Here is a 22,850-nt window from a genome sequence, read left to right on the forward strand (position 1 = left end):
AGGAAAGACCCGCTTGACTGAGATTTTCGCAGAAGAATTCCGCGACACTCCGTACTGGTGGCAGACAACGCCGCTGAGCGATACGCCGACACCCGCTTTGCCTTCGCACGCTGATGCAGTGGTAATCGGCGCAGGCTACACGGGTTTACATGCGGCGCTTCAAATTGCGCGCGCCGGGCGCAGCACTGTGGTTCTGGAATCCGGTCCGCTTGGTTTTGGGTGTTCGACGCGAAATGGTGGACAGATCAGTACGTCGATTAAACCGTCTCTTGCCGAGTTGACCCACAAACACGGGGCGACGATTGCACGGCAGATTCTGTCCGATGGCCATAGCTCACGCAGGTTCGTCGAGGATTTTGTGAAAACGGAATCCATAGACTGCGATTTTCGGGTTTGCGGTCGCTTTCATGCCGCCCATTCCCCAAAGGCATTTGAGCAACTCAAGGCAAGTGCAGAAAATCAGCCCGAAGGGTTCGAAGTTCCGGTTACATTGGTCCCGCGCCGCGCACAGCAGAGCGAGATTGGCAGTGACCTTTATCACGGCGGGGCGATCTATCACGACCACGCGGCGCTTGATCCCGGTCGTTATCATGCGGGCCTTGTGGCGCTTTGCCTTGAAGCAGGCGTAACTTTCCTGCCGCATACTGAGGCGACCGGCATGTCCGAAGACGGGCAGGGCACGAAAATCACGACTGCGCGCGGCCAGATATCTGCCCGGGACGTTGTATTGGCAACAAACGGATACTCCGGATCGCTGTCCAAGTGGCACCAGCGTCGAATCATACCTGTCGGCAGCTACATCATCGCGACAGAGGAATTGCCGTCGGCCTTGATGGACGAGCTATTCCCTAAGAACCGTATCATGTCGGACAGTCGAAAGGTCGTTTACTACTACCGTTCCTCACCGGATCGAAAACGTATCCTGTTCGGTGGTCGGGTCAGTGCGACCGAGACCGACACCGTCAGCAGCGCAAAACGGCTGCATGCAGAACTTGTGCGCATTTTTCCACAAATTCAGGCGTGCAAGGTGACGCATTCCTGGATGGGTTTTGTCGGCTATACCTTTGACTCGCTTGCCCACACAGGCAAAAACGGGAACGTTCACTACGCAATGGGTTATTGTGGCTCTGGCGTTGGAATGGCAAGCTATCTGGGGATGAAAGCGGGTCTTCGCGTCGTGGGCGCCGCAGACGCCGGAACAGGTATTGCCGAAGCCGAATTCCCAACCCGACCGCTTTACAATGGCAAGCCTTGGTTTTTGCCTGCAGCGGTCGAGTACTATCGAATTAAAGACAGGATTGGTATGTAGGGCAGTATAAATTGGATTGCTATCAAGCTGAAAATGGACCTTTCAGACCCGGCAATTCGACAGTGTAATTTGGACTATCGTCTCAAAAACAAAAAAATCCGGATCAAACTCGCGATTACATTTCTAGTGGGAGAACAGACAATGAAAAACTCGATCAAGCTGATGCTTACCGGGACGGCCTTTGCGCTGGTGGCGGGTTCGGCGGCCTCTGCCGAAACACTTCGCCTTTTGACATGGGGCAGTTACGCGCCGGAAGAGGTGATCCGCCAGTTCGAAGCCGAGTATCCTGACATTGATGTCGAGGTGACGTTTTCGAACAACGAGGAAATGATCGCCAAGCTCCGGGCGACAGGTGGGTCCGGTTACGATCTGGCACAGCCCAGCCATGACCGCATTTTCGCCGCGCAGTTGGAGTACAACATCTATAAGCCGCTTGATCTTTCGCAGATCGACACTTCGGTCATGCAGACCAACCTTTTGGATGGAGTCAAGGCCAACACCACGATCGAAGGCGAGGTCTATGCCGTGCCGCACCAGTGGGGCACATCCGGCGTTATGACCAATATGGCCGAGGCGCCCGACGTAACCGGTTGGAATGACCTTTGCGACCCGGCCTACAAGGGCCGCACGTCAATGCGCCTGCGTCGGACCATTCTGTTGGGTACGGCCTTCGGCATGGGAATGAACCCGTTCGAACTCTATAACGATCTGGACGCCTATCAGGGGATGCTTGATCAGGTCACGGAAAAGCTGATCGCGTGCAAAGGCAACATCAAGACATATTGGACAGGCGGCGACGACCTGCAAAGCCTGATGTTGTCGGGCGAAGTCGTTGTATCAGAGACCTGGGATTCAACGGCCTTCCGTCTTTACAGCGAAAACCCGGAGATCGTGTTCGTACCGCCGGAAACCGGTGCGTTGGCATGGATTGACACGTTTGCAATCCCGCGCGGGGGCGAGGCCGACGATGCGGCGTACAAGTGGATCAACTTCGTGATGCGTCCCGAGATCATCACCTTGATGTCTGGTTCGACAGGCGCCATCGCGGCTGTGCCAAACGGCATCGAACTCCTGCCTGATGACAAGCGTGACGCAGTTCAGGCTGCATTCGATCAGCAAGACCTCGACAACCTCAAGTTCTTCGCCAACATTCCGCCGGGACTGGAGGATATGGAAGGTATTGCACTCGAGCGTATCAAGGCTGCGTCCGAGTAAGTCTCATTCCAATGTCAAAAGGATTTCAGGGGCACCAATCGCGTGCCCCTGTTCCATAAACTACTCTCAGAGGCAGAGCATGTACGACCTTCGCTGCGAAAACGTGACTAAGCGCTTTGGCGACTTTACGGCAGTCAACAATGTTTCGTTCGATATCCCCAGCGGGTCGTTCTTTTCGATCCTTGGGCCGTCCGGCTGCGGCAAAACCACTTTGATGCGAATGATTGCCGGGTTTGAAACGCCGGATGAAGGCGACATCCTGATCAAGGGCCGCTCTGTTCTGAAAGATGCGCCAAACAAGCGCAACGTAAAAATGGTGTTCCAACACCTCGCGCTTTTCCCAATGATGACGGTCGGGGAAAACATCGCATACGGCCTGCGCTGCCGTGGGGATGCGCGATCCGAAATTGGCGGAAGGGTCAAAGCCGTTCTGGAGCGTGTCGGCCTGCCCGGTGTCGAGGACAAGCAGATCTCACAGCTGTCCGGTGGACAGAAACAACGGATCGCCATTGCACGATGCATGGTTCTGGAACCCGATGTGCTTTTGCTTGATGAACCGCTCGGGGCGCTCGATCTTAAGCTGCGCGAGCACATGAAAATCGAACTGAAGCAATTGCAGCATCAGTTTGAGACGACCTTTCTTTATATCACCCATGACCAGTCCGAGGCGCTGGTCATGTCCGATAATGTCGCCGTCATGAATGCCGGGCGTTTTGAGCAGATCGGCCCGCCGAAGGAGCTTTACGAAAATCCCGTTTCGGGCTTTGTGGCGGGCTTTGTCGGCGACAGCAATCGCTGGTCAGGGCGGGTCGATCGAGTATCGGGCGGCACGGCGCGAATTGCCCTTGATGGCGGTGAGACCGTGCTTGGGACCCCGGGCGCGGGCGGGTTGACAGACGCCAGTGAAGTTGAGGTTTTTGTCCGCCCCGAGGCGATCTCAGTCGGTAAAGGAGACGAGGGCTGCACCTTGTCCGGCACCGTTGACAGCCTTCTGTTCAACGGAGCAAACAGCCGCATCCTGGTGCGGACAAACAGTGGAAAGCTGATCGAAGTCGCGGATCAGGCGGGTGTCAGCGGTGTCGCGGAAGGGGATGCAATAGACATCCACTGGCCGGGTCATCTTGCTCTATGCTTTGGCAAAGGAGCAGCCTGATGCGCTCGGACGCCGGAAAGCTGTCCCTGATCCTGCTGATGGCGCCGTTTGCGCTTTGGATTCTTTTGCTGATCGTGCTGCCGCAGCTTGGAATTGGCTATGTCTCGTTGCGTGAAAAGGTTGGCCCGGGGCAATTCACCTTCGGTTTCGGCAACTATTTGGACTTTCTGGGTGAGCCGATCTACTGGAATACCTTGCTGCGTACCGCGTGGATGTCCATTCTCGTGACGATCCTTGCGCTGTTGGTCGGCTTTCCCGTTGCTTATTATATAGCCAAAATGGCCCGCCAGCGGTCCCGTGCGGCCCTGTTTCTGCTTTGCCTGATCCCGCTGTGGGTCAGCGATCTTGTGCGCGCCTTCGGTTGGATCGTTTTGCTGCGCGAGACGGGTCTTGTGTCCGGCGCGTTGCAATGGGCCGGTTTGATCAGCGGGCCGGTCGAACTGTTGTACAATGACGTGACTGTTGTCATTGGTCTGGTCTACACCGTCGTCCTTTTCATGATCGTGCCACTGGTATCGACGCTGGACGGGATGGACGACGCCTTGCTGGAAGCCGGGTATAACCTTGGCGGCAGCCGACTGACCGTGTTTCGCCGCATTATTGTCCCCTACGCGATGCCCGGCATCGTCGCGGGCTGCATCATCACGTTCATGCTGACGGCAGGCAGCTATCTTACGCCGATCTTGTTGGGTGGCAAAAACAGCAGTTGGTTTACCGAACAAATCTACAACCAGTTCATAACCCGCTATAACTGGGAGGCCGGCGCAACCTTCGGTGTTCTGCTGCTCGGCTTCACCTCGTTGGTGATCTGGTTGGGCCTGAAACTGACGGGGCAAAGCCTCGCAACCACCGTGGCAAAGGACTAGGCCATGGCGCAGGCAAATCAATCCCGGTTTCTGACCGTCGTTTACCGGTCCTACGTGACCATCTTTTTCCTGTATCTTGTTGCGCCGCTTTTGGCGGCGGGTGTTTTCGCCTTCAATGACTCGTTGTTTCCTGCGCTGCCGTGGCAGGGGTTCACGTTGGACTGGTTCTTCAATGACACCGAGCCCAAGCTGGGAATGTTCCACGATGAACGCCTGCTGCGCGGTCTGAAAAACTCGGTCTATATCGGCGTCATCGTTTCGGCACTTGCTGTCATTGCGGGCACCTGCAACGCCTTTTTGTTTGAGCGCAAACAGTTTCCGTTCAAGAACGCGCTCTACATTCTGATGGTGGTTCCGTTGGTGATCCCCGGTGTGATCCTTGGCATTTCCATTCTGGTTTTTGCCAGCATGATTGCCAACGGAATTGATGCGGCAACGGGCGTGAACGTGAAATGGCTGCGACCGGGCATTCCATTGATCGTGTTGGGCCAGTTCTCGTTCCTGACGACGATCACCTCGCTTGTCATCGCAGCGCGGCTGCAAAAGTTCGATATCGCGTTGGAAGAGGCAGCACTGAATCTGGGTGCCAGTCGCAGCCGCGTCCTGATGACAGTGACCCTGCCGTTTCTGTTCCCGGCTCTTTTTTCCGCATTCGTCGTGTCGTTCCTTGTCTCGTTCGAGAATTTCAACACCACATTGATGCTGGTTGGATCTGACGCCCCGTTGACGATCACGATGTATGACCGCGTGGTCAAAGTCGGCTCGACCCCGGTGCTCAACGCTGTTTCGGTGTTCCTGATGATCGCCTCAGGTTCTCTTGCGTTGCTGAGCGTCCTGATCCAGAGAAACAAGGACTGATGCCTTTGTTTGCCAATTGGCGAACATCTTGCAGGTGCGAGTAGGGTGTTGTCGCAGCTTCAAGCCACAATGAAGTGATAGTCTTCATCGCTGTTGGTCAAAGTAATGATCTGCAACGGTCAAAGCTGACAGCAACATCAAAAAAGCGGAAATCAATCTTGATGGAGCTCAGGGCTTTGGCTGGGGGTGGGCACTGCGGCGCAATCAAAGTCGGGAACGGATCACGTTTGGCCTTCGCGAACATGCGAAATTTTGCCGTTCCGTGAAAAAATTCTGCCGCGTCGTTTTGCAACCGACCAAATTCAACCCTGACTATGCCGTCCCCACCGGAACCTTATCCGGTCCGATATCATCCGGTCGCGACGCGATATAGGTTTCGAGTTTACCGCGGATGTCCCGATGTGCCGGATCATCGAACAGGTTGTTCCGCTCGAACGGGTCTTCCGTCAGATCATACATCTCGCCTGCACCCGAGTTCAGTTCCAGCGTCATTTTGTGCCGCTTGGTGCGTACTGTGCGCAATTCCAGCGCGACGCCAACGCGCCCGGGCAACAACCCCCATTCGTTGAGGGCAAACGTGCGGGTCCCGCCATGTTCCAGAACCTCGCGCAGGCTTGTGCCGTGTTGCGTCTGCATCGGGCGGGCTTGTCCGTAATCCATGAATGTCGGCCCCAGATCGAGGGTCGAGACCGGTTCGTCGACGGCCTTGCCAGCCGGGATACCCGGCCCGCGGACAATCATTGGGACGCGCAGCAATCCTTCATAGTGCATTGGGCCCTTCAGGATCAGACCGTGATCGCCCAGCCAATCCCCATGATCAGAGATGTAGACCACGATGGTGTTCTCATCCAATCCCGCCTGTTGCAAGGCGATCATCATCCGGCCGACTTCGTGGTCGATATAGGAAATCTGGCCATAGGTATTGGCGATTATCTCGCGTAATTGTTCGTCTGTTTGAGGGGCTATCCTGCTGTAGGCTTTCCGCACATCGGCAAACTTCGGGTCCGCCGGTTCGTTCTCCATCGCAGCTTTGTGCCACCACGGTTTGCCCGAAAAGGACCGGGTGCGATTTGGGGGCAGATCCACGTCTTCGGGTTTGTGCAGCCACGACCACGGCTCGGGGCAGTCAAACGGGTGGTGCGGATCGGGAAAGCTCACCCACGTGCAAAAGGGCTGATCTTCGTCGCGACCATGGTTCAGCCATTCGATAAACCGATCCGACGTCCAGCTTGTATTGTGAAATGCGGTCGGAAGCCTTGAATGCCAGGTCTGCGCTGCATCCTTGGTGTCGCCCGCGTTTTCCCACATCATCCTGGTGCGCTCATCCCCGCGCCCGTCTGCGTGGTAGAACCGCTCATAATGTTGCCCGAAAGGCGGCTTGACCGGTGCCCACCAGTTGTGCCCGACCAACATCAGTTCGAGATATTGGAACCCCATATACGGTCCGTACCAATCCGCGCCGTAATCTGCACATGATTGCAGGCATTCGGGCGTGCCGGTGGGTTGATACGTGTGATATGTGGAAAAATGCGCTTTTCCGAAAAAGCTGGTCTGGTAGCCTGCCGCTGCCATGGCTCCGGCCCAGCCCTTTTCGCCAATGTCCGGGTCAAGGTCGATGCCGTTGTCATGCACCCCATGCGTGCGGCACAGTTGCCCGGTCAAGATCGAGGCCCGCGCCGGTTGGCACACCACCGACGGTGTGATGCACGAGGTAAAATGCGTACCATCCGCGGCCAGTTGGTCCAGATGCGGGGTTTTGACCTTGCGTCCCATGAACCCAAAACAATCCGCGCGTTGCTGGTCGGCGGAAATCAAAAGGATATTGGGACGCCTCATTGCGCGGGCTCCTTTCGGGTACGGGTGGAGAAGACGATGACAGTCACGGCAAGCGCCATGAAGACAGCAGCGATCGGGTTGGTGAACAGGAACCATGCATCGCCGCCTGTTGCGGCAAAGGCCTGACGCGCGGTTTCCTCAAGTTTGCCGCCAAGGATAAACGCGATGACGAATGGCAGGGGGGACATGCCTAAGCGGCGCATGAGATAGCCCAGCACACCAAAGCCCACCGCGAACCAGATCGCCGACATCCGGGCTTCTTGCACGTAGATCGCGGTGAATGTCAGCAACAAGACCACAGGCAGCAATATGTGCTTTGGAATGTGGATCATGTACCCCACAACCCGCATGAAGCCGCCGCCGATGGTCCAGTTGAACAGGTTGGCGAGCATCATGATCGTGAACAAGCCGAAGGCCATAACCAATTCTGGGTTTATGCTGCCCGAGGTGAATTTGAACACCGATGGGCCCGGATTGAACCCGCCAATGCTGTCGGCTGCGAGGATCAGAAATACCGCCGCGGCGTTGCCGGGAATGCCGAGGCTGAGAACAGGTATCAGGTTGGCGCCTGACACAGAACTGTTTGCTGCCTCAGTCGACGCAATTCCTTCGGGCGCGCCGTGGCCAAACTGAGTGGCGTCCGGCGACTTCGTTGCGTGCCGCCGGCTGCCGGTGGTGAAGCCAAGTGTGGCAGCAAGGGTGCTGCCGACACCCGGCAAAGCGCCGATAGCTGTGCCAATTACGGCAGATCGGGCGATGTACGGTGCAATCCGACGCAGGTCGGCGCGGTGCACGTGCTGGTCGCCCACCTCGGTATAGGATGGCCGTTTCTGGGCGCGGCGATGGTCATGCCAAAGATCCTCGATCGATTTGAAGACCTCTCCAATGATCAGCACCCCGAGAATGGCGGTTGCTATCGGGAACCCTTGCGCCAACGTTTGCGAACCCAACGTGAGGCGGGGATAGAAGTCCTCGCCCGTGCCGATGTACACCGCCAAAAGGCCCAACCCCATCGAGATCAGGCCTTTGCCCACCGAATTCCCAATGACCGAAGCTATGAAGGCCAGCGACAGGATCAGCAGCGCTGTTTTCTCGGGCAGGTCCAGGTAGGATTCAACCAGCACGGCCAAAAAAGGGGCACACAAGATCAGGACGATATCCGAAAACGTATCGCCAGAAGCGGAACTTACATGTGCGATTTTCAATGCCTTGCGCGCCTTGCCCGCCTGCGTCATGGGATAGCCGTCGAGCGTGGTCATGTAGGCATCCGGGGTGCCGGGCGTATTGAACAGAATAGCGGGAACTGCACCGCCGATCGTGGCCCCCTTCATGATACCGATGAGGAACCCCATCACGGGCAAAAGCGCATCTGGTGAAAAGCCGAAAATCGAAATCAGGATCGGCAGTGAAATGGCCATCGCCATCGGCCCAGCCAGACCGGGCGTTGCCCCCACTGCAATGCCCAAAAGAAAGCCCAACAGCACCATGATGGGCGTTACCGGAACACCGAAACCTGCTATCGCGAACAGGTCAGGCCCTTGAAACACGGCGGCGATGCCCAGTTGGATGTAGGTCCAGACCTCCATCATACGTCCCCGTTTGGCGGCAGCAAAAGGTCATCAAAGGGAAGGTCATACAGCAGGATCAAAAGCGAGCTGGCGACCACGCCGATCGCGAATGCGCGAAATGACGGTCGGCCCTCGATCATCGCGATCAGGCTCGCAATCAGGATGGTGCCGCCAAGAAAGTAGCCGATGACGTTCCATGGTGCGGTGGTGCGCAGCGCGGCATAGCTTTCACCGGCTCCAAACAAAGCCACGGCGGCAGGACCGGCCCAACGCATGATCGCGAAACTGAGCAATAGAAGCCCAATCAGCAGGGCAAGATAGCGCAAATTGGCCAAGCGCAGGCGACCGTCGGCGGGCGAGGCACCCTGAAAGAACAGCAACAGTCCACCCACGCCAATGAAGATTGAAGCCAGGGTCGGCGCAAGGGCGTCGCCAATGGTCACTTGTCGGCGTACTTTCTCAACAATCCCGGTGTCGGTGTCCAAGGGGACCCAGCCAATGGCGATTAAAAGTGCTGCGGCAATAGCGAAAATCGCCAAGGCCCGGTTGGTCGTGCTGCCCGTGAACATGCGCTTGTCCCGTCGCTGAATGACGTTTCGTGCGAAGCGCCAAAACCCCGCCCGTAGACGGGGTGTTTGAACTACTCTGACGCGGCCTGCAGAAGCGCACCCGCCTCGTCGTACTCGGCCTGAAGACGCTGCTGCAACGCGTCACCTGTCTGGATGAAGGGGCCGCCGAAGGCTTTGGTGATCATCGCGTTGGACTTTGTGCCTTCGGTTGAAATCGCGGTCCCGATGGCAGCGGCCAAAGCGTCACGAGCTTCGGGGTCCATTCCGCCCGGACCAACAAAAACAAAGGCACCGTCCGAGTTAAACTCGACGCCAAGATCCGCGAAAGTCGGTGCGTCCGGCGACTGCCTTAGCGGTTCGGAAAGGGCCGACGCCAGATTGACCAGATCACCGGCGGCAACGCCCTTGCCCTGAATGCCTGCCATAAATCCAAGGTCCATATCCCCGGCGTTTACGCCATTCATGACCGCGCGGCCCCCTTTGACGGAAACGATGTTGAAATCGACGCCCTGTGCCTTGCCCAGCAGATATGCCAGATCGGCAAGGCGAGGGCTCATCACGCCAAAGCGCAGTTCTTCGCCCGCCTGAGCGGCAGCAACCACATCTTCAAAGCTGTTCCATCCTTTGGACGACAGCGACACGACGCCCATTTGGAAGCCAGCCGTTGTTGCAATGCCGGTAAAATCCGAAGGGCTGACACCCGCGTCGGCAGCCCGCATGTTATAGCCCAGCGTCTCCGTCACGACCATTCCGATGACGGATCCGTCGTTCGGCATGTCTTTGATTGCCATGGCAAGGTTCATGCCGCCTTTGCCGGTTACTTGCTCTGGAATGAACTCCCAACCCGTGGCCGCTTCCAGATCTTCGGCGATCAGGCGGGCCTGCGTATCTGCGCCGCCCCCTGCCGCAAAGGCGATCATCAGCTTAATTGGCCCCGGCGGCGTCCAGTCGTCCGCCTGCGCTGACGCGGCGAGCACCACGCTGAATGCGGCGGCAGCGACGGTCTTGAGTGCGAGTTTCATAGCGTTTCCTCCCTGACGCAATGATCCACCATCGACTCAAATAAGTTGACCTGTCAACAAAATTCGGTTGACGCATCAACTAAACTCCCCCTACCATCAAGTAAACGAAGGGTGACTTATGGCGACTGACGATGGAAACCACCTTGGTCCTTACGAGGAACCTCTGGAACAAATGATCACTTTGCGCCTTTCACGGGTCTACGCCAGGTTGAACGCCCAAGCTGCTAAAATCCTTAAAGAAACCGCCGGGCTGTCGCAGGTGCAATGGCGGGTTCTGGTGATGCTTGTCAGTCTCGGGGCGCTGTCGCCGCACCAAATCGTGCGCCGCATTTTGATGGATAAAAGCCAGCTCAGTCGCACGATCAAGACAATGGAAAAGCAAGGGCTGCTTTCCGTGCGCGTCAGCGAATCGGACAACCGAGCCTCGGTGCTTGAGATCACCCCGAAAGGCCGCCAACTTTATGAACGCGCGCTGCCCGGAATGCGCGAACGTCAGTCTCGGTTGAACGCGAAATTCACCGCCGAAGAACGCAGTAGTCTGATTGATGCCCTCAAGCGGATTGAGTCCGTGGCGCAGGATGCCGAAAAAGAAACGTCATGACGAACTTGCTGGTGATCATGTCTGACGAACATCAGGCCCGCGCCATGGGCTGTGCCGGTCATCCGTTTGTGCAGACGCCACACCTGGACGCGCTGGCATCTCGCGGTACCCGATTTGCCAACGCCTACACCCCTTGCCCGATCTGCGTCCCCGCACGAGCATGCTTTGCCACCGGGCAACCGGTTCACGTAACACGCCTTTGGGATAATGCGATGCCCTATTCCGGCCAGATACAAGGCTGGGGCCATGCGTTGCAGCGGGGCGGAATTCCGGTCGAGAGCATTGGTAAGTTGCACTACCGGGCGCCGGAAGATCCCGCCGGGTTTGACGTGGAACACTTGCCGATGATGGTTGCTGATGGTGTTGGCATGGTCTGGGCCTCAATCCGGCGTGAGGATGAGCGTGTCACGGTCGGCCCCCGGATGCTTGGCGAATACATCGGACCGGGCCAGAGCAAGTACACCGAATATGACGCCGCAGTGACGAAGCGCACAGAGGACTGGCTGATTGATCGCGCAAACCAAAGCGGCGATCGACCATGGTGCCTCTACGTCGGTCTTGTCGCACCACATTTCCCACTTGTTTGCCCGGAAGAGTTCTTTGAGAAGTACCCCCCAGATGCTCTGCCGGCCGTCAAGTTGCACCCGGCGAAGGGCCACCAACGGCATCCCTGGGTCGAAAAGCAAAACGCCATGATGGACAGTGAGAGCCGGTTCAATAGCGAAGAGGAACGGCTTGCGGCGATGTCTGCCTACTATGGGCTGACAAGTTGGCTGGACAGCAATTTTGGGCGGATCACAACCGCGCTGCAGGCCAGCGGCATGGCCGAAGATACCGTTATCGTCTACACGTCTGACCATGGCGACAACGTCGGCGCGCGCGGGCTTTGGGGCAAATCCAACCTTTATGAAGAAAGCGTTGCGATCCCGATGATCATGGCCGGCCCCAATGTGCCTGTCGGAACCTGTGACACACCCGTCAGTCTGCTGGACCTTGCTGCGACCATTCCGGCGCATTTTGATCAAGAGTTTTCCGCCGCGGGGCAGTCGCTCTATGACATCGCAAATGCGCCGCCCAATCCGGAACGACCTGTCCTCAGCCAGTATCACGCGGCGGGTGCCGTTTCCGGGGCGTTCATGCTGCGTTTGGGGCGGTGGAAGTTGAACCAGTACATCGGCTTTGAGCCGGAGTTGTTTGATCTGGTGTCCGATCCGGAAGAACTTACCAATCTCGCGGGGGACCCGCGCCACGGTGAGACGCTGAAAATGATGAAGTCGGCCATGTCCGATCATCTGGACATCGAGGAAGTCGACGCACAAGCGTTCGCTGACCAGGCTGCCCTGATCGCAAGCCACGGCGGGCGGGACGCAGCATTGAAACTTGGCGCACCCGGCGCCACGCCACCACCAAGGGTTACGTGATGAAGCTAACCATCCTCGGGTCAGGCTCGCCCGAAGCCTACGCCCGCCGCGCCTCAAGCGGTTATCTTCTGGAAGTCGACAACGATGTTATCCTTTTTGATTGCGGGGGCGGCGTGTTTGACAACCTGCTGCGCGCAGGGCGGTCGCCGTCGGACATCACACACCTGTTTTTCTCGCATTTGCATACCGATCATATGATGGACTACGCACGCTTGGTGCACGCTGCGTGGGACGAAGGCGCCGCGCCGCTCAAGGTGTTCGGTCCGCCACCAATCGCGCGGATCACCGAAGGCTATTTCGGTCCAAACGGCGTCTTGTCTCATGACCTTCGGGCCCGCACGGAATTCGCCCCAAGCCAGGAGGTTTGGAAGGCACGCGGGGGCAGTCTGCCACGCCCATGGCCTGCGCCGCAGGTTCAGGAAATTGCGCCCGGATTTGCCTGCGCGGGCGAAACCTGGTCGTTGAGCTGCTGCGAGGTGCCGCATGCCCAGCCATTCCTGTCCTGTCTCGCGTTTTCTGTCCTTAGCGACGGTAAGAAATTTGTTTATTCGGGGGATGCCGGCATCTGTGACGACCTCATGGCGATGACCCGCGACGCCGACATGCTGTTGCATTGGTGCTATCGCCTGGACGGCGAAACCGCGCATCCCAAGATGGCAGCCCTGACGCCCACGCCGCGGGAAATTGCCTCAATGGCGCAAGGCGCTGGCGTCAAACAGCTATTGCTCACCCATTTTCGTGTCCATATGGATGAGGCTTCCTTGCACGAGGCGGCCCTGGAGACCATCGGCGATGCCTTCCGCGGGCCGTTTGGTATCGTCGAAGATTTGCAGGAATACGAGATTTAGGGGCGTTACGGGTTCGAATGGGCCAAGCCGCTAAACCAATATGTCGCCACTGCTGTCAGGCGAGAACAAACCGCCCTGCCGCAACCCTATTGCTGGCTTGGCGTTTGCCGCCTGTCTTCACGTGCTTCAGCTTGTTGTGATCCACAGTAAACGCGCGCGTCAGCTGTCGCTGGCCAGACTAAAACCGCATCCCCTATGCGGCATCTATTGCAATGTGAACGAGCCCGGGAAAATGCGTGACAAAACGATTAGCCAACCCACCAGTGTAATGACGGACACCGCAGTTGTCGCGGATACGGTTTCGGCCGTAACTTCTTCGTATTCGTGATATTGCTTCGACAGGATGAACATGGTTTTTCCGGTGGGAACAGCAGATGCAATCACCGCAGCCGTGGCCGTCAACGGATCGAGACCAGCAAGGTTTGCGCACAGAAGCACAAGTATCGGAAGTACGATCAGTTTTATTGTGCTGGTCAAGACGATGGTTGGGCCTGTTTTGACAACGTCGGACACCTTGATCGACATTCCCACCGCAAACAGTGCGCATGGGGTCAGGGCAGAGGCGACCAGATCAAGGTAATCAACCACGAGCTTGGGCAAACTCAGCGGCGTGATCGCGTAGGCAATGCCCAGCACAGTCGATAAAACAATCGGGTTCAAAACGGCTGTTCTAAGGTGTTTGAGGGTTGCACCCAACCCACCTTCATCTTCGGAATGGATGGTCTCGAGGATAACGATCAAGACCAGTATCAACCCGACCATCACCACATTTGCCAACGCCGCCAGAACAACTGTCTTTTCACCGAATAGTTCGTGCAAAAGTGGGAGTGCAATGATGCCCGTGTTGGACGCAACCGATACCATGCCCAGCATGACGGCGTTTCCGGTCGAAAGTCCCCGCAGGATACGGGCGCCGAAAAACATCAGGAAAAAGACAACGACAACGGGCAGGGTGAATACCCCGATGAAAGACCAATTGGCGAGGTCTTTGATTTCCTGTTTTGCAATGATAACGAACAGGATCGCCGGGATTGCTGTGTAGTAGACGAATTGCGTCAGCGCGCCGGCAATGCTTTGCGGCAAAACCTCAAGCCGGGCAAAGATGTACCCGGTGACAATTACCGCAAAGACCGGAAATATGAGCGCCAGAACTTCCATAATACAATTCTCAACCTTCGAAGAACTGAGCCAGACTAGTAACTTGCAATTACAAGACGCAAGAGTTTTGAGCCGATCTCTTGGCCGGATCCCCGGTTCCGGCGGCAAAAGCCGGGCAAAAAATCAACTCTGGCGGTTCGCTAAACAATCCACGCCAAACCTTGGCTTCAACGCAGGCGCAGGGCATTCCGCTTCACGAGGAGCAACACGGCACTCAATATGCAGCCGGCGCCAGCCCGGCCTGAAACCAACTGACAAACGTCACCATCGAAAACACGGGCAAGCCTGTAGCTTGCTGTATGTCTACCGCGTAAGGGCACATATTCGTGCATTCAAGAACGATCGCGCCCAGCTCCGGGTGGTTAGATTTCAGCGCTAGTGCGGCCTCGATATTGTCGGTGCGGGCTTTGTCGATATCCAGCGCCATCTCGTTTCCAAGAATTGCCCTCGTGAATTCTTGACCACCTTCCGTGGTGCCAATCGGTGTGCCGGGGGGAACATGCGCAGCGTGCAGGTGATCCTGGGTGAGCGTCGAGGCTGTGATCGTCAGAATCCCTGCTCGTTTTTTCGCCGGTAACATCCGGTTCACCATCTCGACCTGCATCAGCGACGAGGTGGCGACCGGAACCTGAACGGCATCAGTCAGCTCCCGCTGAAACAGCGATAGAAAGCCGCAATTTGTTGTGATCCCGTCAGCGCCGTCTTTGACCAGCTCTCGAGCGGCATCAATGAAGGCATCCAACATGCCCTCGGCCCGTTGTCTGACAACCCGATCAGGCGAGGCGTCGCGGACAATGCGATAGAGGACTGGGAAGGGCCAAGTCAGCGCGTTGCCCATGTCACCGGGAATGCGCGGAAACTGGGCGTCGAGCATCAAAATCCCGACTGATGCGCCATAGATGGATTTCCCGCCTCGTGCGATCATGCCTTGGCCTCCTCGATGATGCGGGCGGAAATGACTTCGGACCCTTCCATATAGATGCTGGAAATACCCTGTCGCACGGCCTCCTGCACCTGATCCATCCGTCTGGCGATATGTACGCCCAACAGCTGCGCCGCCTGATCCGCGTCACGCGCAATCAACGCCGCCATGACCTGCTTGTGTTCATCCTTCGAACGCTGAACCCGCTGGATGTCCATCGACACCCATCGGATATAGCGTATGCGCTCGTTGATCCGGGTCAGGGTGTGCAACAGCTCCATGTTGCCGGACAGTTTGGCGATACCCAGATGGAAGGCTTCATCCCGATGGACCGCCTCCTTGACGGTCAAGCCGGTGATATCGATCCCGGTCGCGTAGAGCTCATCGCGCAGCGCCTTTAGGTCCGCGTCCGACGCCTTTATGCAAGCTGCGCGAACAGCTGCAACCTCGATGATCTGGCGCAGCTCGAACAGGTCGAACACGCCCTGTGCATCCAAAGGGCGGCAAAAGAAGCCTTGGCCTGGACGAAAATCAAAGAGCCTTTCCGCAACAAGTCGGTTCAGCGCCTCGCGCAAGGGCGTACGGCTGACACCCAACTGTTTGGAAAGTGCGACTTCGTTCAATCGGTCGCCGGGGCGCAGGCGGAAGGACACCGCCATTGCCTTGACCTGATCATAGATGTCATCGACCCGCGGACCCGCCATACCTTCTGTCCTTATTGTGCCTTCAACAGGTGACACAGGCGTTTCTTGAAATCAATATACAAAACTGTATACAGTTTTGTGTGCAGATTTGATGCAAAGGATTCGCGGACCATGACGGGGACAAATTATCTGACCGGAGCTGAGGCGATGGTGTGCATGCTTGAGGCGCATGGCGTAACCCATATGTTTGGCCTTTGCGGTGACACAACGCTGCCGTTCTATGATGCCTTGGCGCGGATGGATCACGGTATTCAGCACATCCTGACTCGGGATGAACGGCATGCGGCCTATATGGCCGATGGTTATGCGCGGGTTACAGGTAAGCCGGGTGTCTGCGAAGGGCCGTCCGGTGGCGGCGCAACATACATCCTTCCCGGCGTGGTCGAGGCGAATGAAAGCTCAGTTCCCATCCTGGCGATCACGTCTGACGTGGCGACGACCAGCCGTGGGAAGTACCCTTTGACTGAGCTTGATCAAGCCGCATTGTTTAAGCCGCTCGCCAAGTGGAATGCGTCACTGGACGATGCGACGCGCTTGCCGTCCATGGTGCGGGCCGCCTTTCGGGCCATGACCACCGGAACACCCGGTGCCACGCATCTGGCGCTGCCGTTCGATACCCAAAAGGGGCAGGTGGACGCGGCTGAGATCTGGGCCGACGCGCGGCACCGCAGCTATCCGGCGGAACGCGCCGGGCCTGATCAGGACGCGATCGAGGCGGCGGCAGAGTTATTGGCGCAGGCAAAATCTGCCGTGGCCATCTGCGGCGGCGGACCGGTCCTGTCCGGTGCCGAACCCGCTTTGCACCGGGTTGCCAATCTGCTCGATATGCCGGTTGCCACAACGGTTTCGGGGCAGGGTTCTATTGCCGAGACCGACCCGCTGGCGCTCGGCGTTGTTGGCTCGAACGGAGGGGTTCCCGCAACCCGCGCGGTGGTTGATCAGGCCGATGTGGTTCTGTTCATCGGATGCCGCGCCGGTTCGGTCACGACCGAAAGGTGGAGCAGCCCCGGACGCAGCGCGACCATTATCCACATCGATAGTGATCCGATGGTAATCGGAGCCAACTATCAAACCGACGTGGCGATCTGTGCTGATGCCCGGTTGGCGCTCGAAGCTTTGGCGGATGCGCTAGAGGCGCGACAGGACCTGAATGGCCAAGACGGCACGCGCAAGGCCCGTGCCGCGTGGGAGGCCAAGATGGCCGCATACGCCCCACTTGCCGCAAGCCGAGAGACTCCGATCCGGCCCGAGGCCGTGATGGCGGCGCTGATGGATATCCTTGACGATGACGCAATCGTTGTTGCTGATCCCGGAACGCCGTGCCCCTATTTCAGCGCATATTATCGGTGGCGCAAGCCGGGTCGGCATTTCATCACAAACCGGGCACATGGGGCACTGGGCTATTCTTTGGGGGCTGCGATGGGCGCGCATGTCGGCCGTCCGTCGGTCAAGACGCTATCCGTCATGGGCGACGGATCGTTTGGCTTCACCTGCGGCGAGTTTGAAACCATGGTCCGCCACAACATGCCGATCACCTCGATCGTGTTTTCGAACGCGGTCTTTGGTTGGATCAAAGCGGGTCAGAATGCGGGCTTCGACCAGCGATATTACAATGTCGACTTTAATCGGACAGACCATGCTGCTGTCGCTACTGCGTTTGGTGTGAAGTCTTGGACGGTCAAAGACCCTGAAGATCTGTCAAAGGTTCTGAGACAGGCGATAGAACATGACGGCCCGACGCTGGTGGACATCCATTCCCAACAACTTCACGAGGCGGCGGCGCCGGTCTCGGAATGGGTGGCGTAAGAGGCGATGGAGGGCGTTAGCTGCGCCAGAAACTCCTGCGCGATGGATGACAACGGGCGGCCCTTGGCCGTGATGATTGCAAGGTCCAGCATCACTGCGGGCCGGAAGGGGCGGGTATGATACCCGCTTTCGCCGTCAAACGTGACGGTGAAGGGGTCGATCATTGCAACGCCCATGCCCTGTTTCACAAAGCTCAGCAGGTTTTCGGACAGGTGCGTGTGTATCTGCGTACGCCAGCTTCGCCCGGCGGTCTGGAAGATATCGCGGGTCCGACGATGGGTCTGATGCTCTGGGCCCATCACGATGAACGGTTCGTTTTCCAGAATTTCCGGCGTCAGAACATCATGTTTCGCCAACGGGCTGCCTTCGGGAAAGGTCGCGAGCGTTTCGAACTCGAACACCTGATAGTTCAGCGTATCGTGCAGGATCGGCATCTCGACGATCCCGATCTCAAACAGGCCCGAGATGACCCATTCCTGAATCTTCGACGAATATTGGGACTGAAAGCTGACCGACAGGTTTGGGCGACTTTCGGCAAAGCGCGCAATTTCGCGCGGCATGAAGCCGAAAGACAATAAATGCGGGGCGGCGACCTGCAACTGACCGGGATGTTTGTTCTGCAAATCTGTCACCGCTTGTGCGACGTGATCCAGTCCGCGCACCACAGTATCGACCTCGCGGAACAACAACTCGGCTTCCGGAGTTGGCAGAAGGCGGCCCTTGTTTCGTTCGAACAACGGCAACCGCGCCTCGCGCTCAAGCTGCGCCAGCAGGTTGCTGATCCCCGGTTGCGATATCCCCAGAACCGATGCCGCACCGGTTACCGTGCCGGTTTCCATGATGGCGTGAAAGGCTTGCAGTTGGCGAAAACGCAGGGACATAAGCTAGGCATCATTTTTTCTGATGAACTGTCGAAAATATAGTATTTGAAATGATGTTCTGGTCAAGGCAGGCTTCGCGTCGTCAACAGGGGACAAAATGGCCGAGCTGCACCAGAAGATTGTTGGATACGACCTGTGGTATCTGAAACTGCCGGTTACATCGCGCCGAGATCACGGGATCGGGTCCGTCGCAGGCACCTGCGAAGTCGTCGTCCTGCGGCTTACGTCCGAAGACGGAACCGAAGGCTTTGGTGAAGCGTCGCCTTGGTCCGTTTTCACAGGCACGCCGGAAGCGACATATGCGGCGCTGGATCGGTATCTGCGCCCTCTTGTGATTGGGGCCAGGGTCGGTGATCGGGCTGCGATCATGCAACAAGCGATGCATGCCGTGGCGCATTGCACCGAAGCCAAGGCGTCGCTGGAAACGGCGCTGATTGATCTTGCGGGCCGTATCAGCGGGGTTCCCGTTTGGTCGTTGCTGGGCGGTCGGTGCCGGGATGCCATTCCGCTGAGCTGTTCCATCGCGAACCCCGATTTTTCGCAGGACATAGAACTGCTGGCGCGATTGAGAGAGGACGGTGTTCGAATTGTCAAACTAAAGACAGGCTTCAAGGATCACGCCTTTGACATCATGCGGCTGGAACACATTGCCCAAAACTTCCCCGAATTCTCGGTCCGCGTGGATTACAATCAAGGCCTCGAGATCGAAGAGGCTCCGAACCGGGTACGCGACGTGGCGGGGTTCAAACCCGACTTCATCGAACAACCCGTGCGGTCGCATCACTATGGCATGATGGCGAAGCTGCGGCAGATGTTCGATGTTCCCTTGCTGGCCGATGAAAGCGTCTTTGGCCCCGAGGATATGGAGCGCGCGGCGCGTGAGGGCATTTGTGACGGCGTTTCGGTGAAAATTATGAAATCGGGCGGTCTTACGCGTGGCCAGACCGTTGCCCGCATCGCCGCCGCGCATGGTTTGACGTCTTATGGTGGTGATATGTTCGAGGCCGGGTTAGCACATCTGGCAGGCACGCACATGATCGCCGCGACACCTGAAATCACGCTCGGTTGCGAGTTCTATCAGGCCTCGTATTTCCTGAGGGAAGACATCCTCGAAGACCCATTTCAGATCAGTAAAGGGCAGGTCGTTGTGCCCACGGGTCCGGGCTTGGGCGGCAGACCTGACATAAGCAAGCTCAACCGCTATGCCGTTGCCACGGCGGTGGCCGCATGACGGGGACGAAGACAATCGCCATCATTGGGGCCGGCATCGTCGGTGTTTCCACGGCGATCTGGCTGCAGCGCGACGGGCATCATGTGATCCTGATCGACAAGTCCGGGCCGGGTGAGGGAACGTCGCACGGGAACGGCGGTGTTCTGGCCTCCTGTTCCATCGTGCCTGTGACCGTTCCGGGGTTGCTTGGCAGAGCGCCCGGCATGCTGTTCAGTCCCTCTCAGCCGCTGTTCATGAAGTGGGGCTATCTGCCAAAGCTGGTGCCGTGGCTCAAACACTATCTGAGTCACGCGAATGCCGAAGATGTCGCTCGGATCGCCGCGGCGCTGACGCCCATTGTTGGCGACAGTCTGAATGATCACAAGGCTTTGGCGGCGGGCACGGGTGCCGAAAAGTGGATCGAGCCCTCGGATTACCTGTTCCTCTACAACGATCGCGCACATTTCGACGGTGACGCGTTCGGATGGGACATTCGGCGCAAGCACGGGTTTGAATGGGAAGAACTGGAAGGCAAGGCTTTTCACGACTACGACCCGGTATTCAGCGCAGACATCGGCTTTGCCGCGAAGCTGTCGGACCATGGCCATATCACCGATCCCGGTCGCTATGTGAAAGACCTTGCCGCATATGTTGAGGCGAACGGAGGTCGGATCATCCGCGCAAGTGTCGAGGATGTGGCCCACGAAAACGGTCGCGTGACCGGTGTTCGGGCCGGGGGAGAAACCATCCCTTGTGATGCGGCGATCGTAACAGCAGGCGTCTGGTCGGGACCGCTGGCAAAACGCTTGGGCGTGTCGGTTCCGCTGGAAAGCGAACGCGGCTATCACCTTGAATTGGTGGATCCTTCTGCCAAACCGCGCAGCCCGGTTATGGTCGCCTCTGGCAAGTTTGTTGCCACACCCATGGACGGGCGGATACGCTTGGCGGGGATCGTTGAATTTGGCGGATTGGAGGCTCCGCCCTCAAAAGCGCCCTTTGAATTGATGCGCAAGAATGCCCGGACAGCGTTTCCGGGCGTGACATGGAAGGAGGAAGTGGAATGGATGGGGCACAGGCCCGCTCCGGCTGACTCGATCCCGGTCATTGGCAACGTTCCCGGCATCGAGGGCGCGTATATGGGCTTTGGCCACCACCACATCGGATTGACGGGCGGGCCGAAAACCGGACGCCTATTGGCGCAAATGATTGCAGGCAGAACCCCGAACACGGACATGAGCGTCTATGCGCCGTCGCGATACATGGCAAACCAACGGGCCGGATAGAAATTCCGGCAGATCAAAACTCAACAGGGAGAAAACGATGAAAAAAATGACAAACCTTCTGGCCGCAACCGCGCTGACTGCTGCGTCGGTTGCGCCCGCATTGGCGGAAAAGTGGGACATGCCGATGGCTTATTCGGCGTCAAACTTCCACTCCGCCACAGGCGCGGAGTTTGCAAAATGCGTGACGACGGGAACGGGCGGCGAGATTGAAATCGTCACCCATCCCTCCGGGTCGCTGTTCAAGGGCGCGGACATCAAGCGCGCAATCCAGACTGGACAGGCCCCGATTGGCGAGCGTCTTTTGTCCGGTCATCAGAACGAAAACGCGCTGTTCGGGTTTGACTCGATCCCGTTCCTTGCAACGTCGTTCGACGACAGCGCCAAGCTGTGGGAGGCGGCCAAACCATCCATCGAGAACCTGTTGGCCGAGCAGAACCTGACCCTGCTTTACGCGGTGCCCTGGCCACCGCAGGGCTTGTATTTCAAGGATGAAGTGAACTCGGTCGCGGATATGGAAGGCATCAAGTTCCGGTCCTACAACAACGCCACATCGCGGCTGGCCGAGTTGACCGGAATGCTGCCTGTGACCATTGAGGCGGCAGAAATCAGCCAAGCCTTTGCGACCGGTGTTGCGGATGCAATGGTGTCCTCGGGGTCGACCGGGTATGACCGCAAGGTATGGGAAAGCCTGGACTATTTCTACGAAGTGGATGCCTGGCTGCCGCGCAACTATGTGATGGTTAATTCTGACGTATGGTCGGGTGTCTCTGACGCAAACAAGAACGTCATCAAGGCCTGCGCGGACCTGGCCGAGTACGCAGGTAACTGGCGCGCCAAAGAATACACCGGCTTCACGCTGCAGGGCTTGCGTGATGGCGGAATGACCGTTGGCCCGGCCTCTGACCAGATGGTGGGCGAGCTGAAAGAGATCGGCGTAACCATGACCAATGAGTGGCTGGAAGCCGCCGGAGATGAGGGCAAAGCCATCGTCGACGCGTTCAATTCGTCGCAGTAATTGTGCATTCGGGCGGCGGAAATAAAATCCGCCGCCCGAACCGATCTAATCATAAGAAAACGGGGACGGTATGGCAGTCATGCGAGGGCTTCGGTCCGTACTGGATTTCATCTATCTGGCAGCAGGTGTTCTGGCGGCGCTCAGCCTGATCGCCATCTTGTTGCTCATCGTGGTGCAGATGCTGGCCCGCTGGACGGGCGAGGTGTTTCCCGGCGCGCCGGACTATGCGGGGTATGCGATGGCTGCCGCCTCGTTCATGGCCTTTGCCAATGCCCTGAACCGAGGCAGCCATATCCGCGTCTCGATCCTGTTGAATGCCGTCCCCGATGGTGTGCGCCGCATTCTCGAAGTCTGGTGTTTCGCCATTGGCGCTGCCGTCATGTGGTACTTCTGCTGGTACGCCTACCGCTTTGTCTACTGGAGCTGGAAGTTCAACGATGTCAGCCAGGGACAGGACAAAACCGCCCTGTGGATTCCGCAATCTGCCATGCTGATCGGGGCAGTCATCTTTGCAATCGCCCTGACCGATCATCTTATCCACGTGCTGTTCAAGGGCGATCACCGGATCACCCGCGATCTGGCCGATCAAAGCCACGGAGAGTGAG

21 protein-coding genes are annotated in these 22,850 nt (G+C 57.8%); 13 read left to right on the top strand and 8 right to left on the bottom strand.

Annotated elements, in window-relative coordinates; genetic code table 11:
* Nucleotides 1-13: 13 nt before the first annotated feature.
* The 5 genes from RA28_RS06535 (at nt 14) to RA28_RS06555 (ending at nt 5,401) form a co-directional block, all read left to right on the top strand.
* On the top strand, nt 14-1,309 hold the full coding sequence (locus RA28_RS06535) for an NAD(P)/FAD-dependent oxidoreductase (RefSeq protein ID WP_241481074.1): 1,296 nt from the start codon (nt 14-16) through the stop codon (nt 1,307-1,309).
* 141 nt (nt 1,310-1,450) lie between these two features.
* Nucleotides 1,451-2,524 (top strand): extracellular solute-binding protein, encoded by a 1,074-nt coding sequence (locus RA28_RS06540; RefSeq protein WP_039526068.1) that lies wholly within the window; start codon nt 1,451-1,453, stop codon nt 2,522-2,524.
* Nucleotides 2,525-2,603: 79 nt separating this feature from the next.
* Nucleotides 2,604-3,677, top strand: a complete 1,074-nt coding sequence (locus tag RA28_RS06545; RefSeq protein ID WP_039524786.1) for an ABC transporter ATP-binding protein — start codon at nt 2,604-2,606, stop codon at nt 3,675-3,677.
* Nucleotides 3,677-4,543 carry an ABC transporter permease gene (locus RA28_RS06550; protein WP_039524789.1) on the top strand — a complete coding sequence of 289 codons (867 nt, stop codon included), beginning with the start codon at nt 3,677-3,679 and terminating at the stop codon, nt 4,541-4,543. The genes RA28_RS06545 and RA28_RS06550 overlap by 1 nt, the downstream gene beginning before the upstream one ends.
* A gap of 3 nt (nt 4,544-4,546) precedes the next feature.
* Complete coding sequence (locus RA28_RS06555) at nt 4,547-5,401, top strand: ABC transporter permease (RefSeq protein WP_052261309.1); 855 nt, start codon at nt 4,547-4,549, stop codon at nt 5,399-5,401.
* Nucleotides 5,402-5,713: 312 nt separating this feature from the next.
* Here RA28_RS06555 and RA28_RS06565 read toward each other — a convergent pair whose 3' ends face one another.
* From RA28_RS06565 to RA28_RS06580, 4 genes are all read right to left on the bottom strand, one after another.
* Complete coding sequence (locus tag RA28_RS06565) at nt 5,714-7,237, bottom strand: sulfatase-like hydrolase/transferase (protein ID WP_039524795.1); 1,524 nt, start codon at nt 7,235-7,237, stop codon at nt 5,714-5,716.
* Nucleotides 7,234-8,823 carry a tripartite tricarboxylate transporter permease gene (locus RA28_RS06570; protein WP_241481075.1) on the bottom strand — a complete coding sequence of 530 codons (1,590 nt, stop codon included), beginning with the start codon at nt 8,821-8,823 and terminating at the stop codon, nt 7,234-7,236. The genes RA28_RS06565 and RA28_RS06570 overlap by 4 nt, the downstream gene beginning before the upstream one ends.
* Complete coding sequence (locus RA28_RS06575; protein ID WP_052261310.1) at nt 8,823-9,374, bottom strand: hypothetical protein; 552 nt, start codon at nt 9,372-9,374, stop codon at nt 8,823-8,825. Before RA28_RS06575 ends, RA28_RS06570 begins: the two co-directional genes overlap by 1 nt.
* 71 nt (nt 9,375-9,445) lie before the next feature.
* Nucleotides 9,446-10,396 carry a Bug family tripartite tricarboxylate transporter substrate binding protein gene (locus RA28_RS06580; RefSeq protein WP_039524800.1) on the bottom strand — a complete coding sequence of 317 codons (951 nt, stop codon included), beginning with the start codon at nt 10,394-10,396 and terminating at the stop codon, nt 9,446-9,448.
* A 118-nt stretch (nt 10,397-10,514) separates the two neighbouring features.
* Between RA28_RS06580 and RA28_RS06585 the strand changes: the two genes are divergently transcribed.
* From RA28_RS06585 to RA28_RS06595, 3 genes are read left to right on the top strand one after another with little or no spacing between them, the layout of a single operon-like run.
* Entirely contained in the window at nt 10,515-10,997 is a 483-nt protein-coding gene (locus RA28_RS06585; protein ID WP_039524803.1) for a MarR family winged helix-turn-helix transcriptional regulator, read from the top strand.
* Nucleotides 10,994-12,418: a sulfatase-like hydrolase/transferase gene (locus RA28_RS06590; protein WP_039524806.1), complete on the top strand. Its 1,425-nt coding sequence runs from the start codon at nt 10,994-10,996 to the stop codon at nt 12,416-12,418. The genes RA28_RS06585 and RA28_RS06590 overlap by 4 nt, the downstream gene beginning before the upstream one ends.
* The gene (locus tag RA28_RS06595) at nt 12,418-13,266 is read left to right on the top strand and encodes an MBL fold metallo-hydrolase (RefSeq protein ID WP_152612025.1); all 849 of its coding nucleotides are present in this window, start codon (nt 12,418-12,420) and stop codon (nt 13,264-13,266) included. The genes RA28_RS06590 and RA28_RS06595 overlap by 1 nt, the downstream gene beginning before the upstream one ends.
* 204 nt (nt 13,267-13,470) lie before the next feature.
* On the opposite strand, the gene RA28_RS06600 is transcribed toward RA28_RS06595, so the two are convergent.
* The 3 genes from RA28_RS06600 to RA28_RS06610 all read right to left on the bottom strand — a co-directional run bounded on the left by RA28_RS06600 (nt 13,471) and on the right by RA28_RS06610 (nt 16,050).
* Nucleotides 13,471-14,424 carry an AEC family transporter gene (locus tag RA28_RS06600; protein WP_039524812.1) on the bottom strand — a complete coding sequence of 318 codons (954 nt, stop codon included), beginning with the start codon at nt 14,422-14,424 and terminating at the stop codon, nt 13,471-13,473.
* A 214-nt stretch (nt 14,425-14,638) separates the two neighbouring features.
* A complete protein-coding gene (locus tag RA28_RS06605) occupies nt 14,639-15,349 on the bottom strand; it encodes an aspartate/glutamate racemase family protein (protein WP_039524815.1) in 711 nt (236 codons plus the stop codon).
* On the bottom strand, nt 15,346-16,050 hold the full coding sequence (locus tag RA28_RS06610) for a GntR family transcriptional regulator (RefSeq protein WP_052261311.1): 705 nt from the start codon (nt 16,048-16,050) through the stop codon (nt 15,346-15,348). The genes RA28_RS06605 and RA28_RS06610 overlap by 4 nt, the downstream gene beginning before the upstream one ends.
* A gap of 111 nt (nt 16,051-16,161) precedes the next feature.
* Here RA28_RS06610 and RA28_RS06615 point away from each other — a divergent pair, with 111 nt between their 5' ends.
* Nucleotides 16,162-17,856, top strand: a complete 1,695-nt coding sequence (locus tag RA28_RS06615) for a thiamine pyrophosphate-binding protein (RefSeq protein ID WP_039524818.1) — start codon at nt 16,162-16,164, stop codon at nt 17,854-17,856.
* On the opposite strand, the gene RA28_RS06620 is transcribed toward RA28_RS06615, so the two are convergent.
* On the bottom strand, nt 17,817-18,737 hold the full coding sequence (locus RA28_RS06620) for a LysR family transcriptional regulator (protein ID WP_039524823.1): 921 nt from the start codon (nt 18,735-18,737) through the stop codon (nt 17,817-17,819). The genes RA28_RS06615 and RA28_RS06620 overlap by 40 nt on opposite strands.
* Nucleotides 18,738-18,834: 97 nt before the next feature.
* On the opposite strand from RA28_RS06620, the gene RA28_RS06625 reads away from it, so the two are divergent.
* The 4 genes from RA28_RS06625 (at nt 18,835) to RA28_RS06640 (ending at nt 22,849) form a co-directional block, all read left to right on the top strand.
* Nucleotides 18,835-19,968, top strand: a complete 1,134-nt coding sequence (locus RA28_RS06625; RefSeq protein ID WP_052261312.1) for an enolase C-terminal domain-like protein — start codon at nt 18,835-18,837, stop codon at nt 19,966-19,968.
* Nucleotides 19,965-21,230 carry an NAD(P)/FAD-dependent oxidoreductase gene (locus RA28_RS06630; RefSeq protein WP_039524826.1) on the top strand — a complete coding sequence of 422 codons (1,266 nt, stop codon included), beginning with the start codon at nt 19,965-19,967 and terminating at the stop codon, nt 21,228-21,230. Before RA28_RS06625 ends, RA28_RS06630 begins: the two co-directional genes overlap by 4 nt.
* A 37-nt stretch (nt 21,231-21,267) precedes the next feature.
* The gene (locus RA28_RS06635) at nt 21,268-22,245 is read left to right on the top strand and encodes a TRAP transporter substrate-binding protein (RefSeq protein WP_039524829.1); all 978 of its coding nucleotides are present in this window, start codon (nt 21,268-21,270) and stop codon (nt 22,243-22,245) included.
* Nucleotides 22,246-22,315: 70 nt separating this feature from the next.
* Nucleotides 22,316-22,849, top strand: coding sequence for a TRAP transporter small permease (locus tag RA28_RS06640; RefSeq protein ID WP_193747357.1), 534 nt, complete (start codon nt 22,316-22,318; stop codon nt 22,847-22,849).
* Nucleotide 22,850 lies beyond the last annotated feature (1 nt).

Source organism: Ruegeria sp. ANG-S4, from assembly GCF_000814005.1.
Taxonomy (GTDB): domain Bacteria; phylum Pseudomonadota; class Alphaproteobacteria; order Rhodobacterales; family Rhodobacteraceae; genus Ruegeria.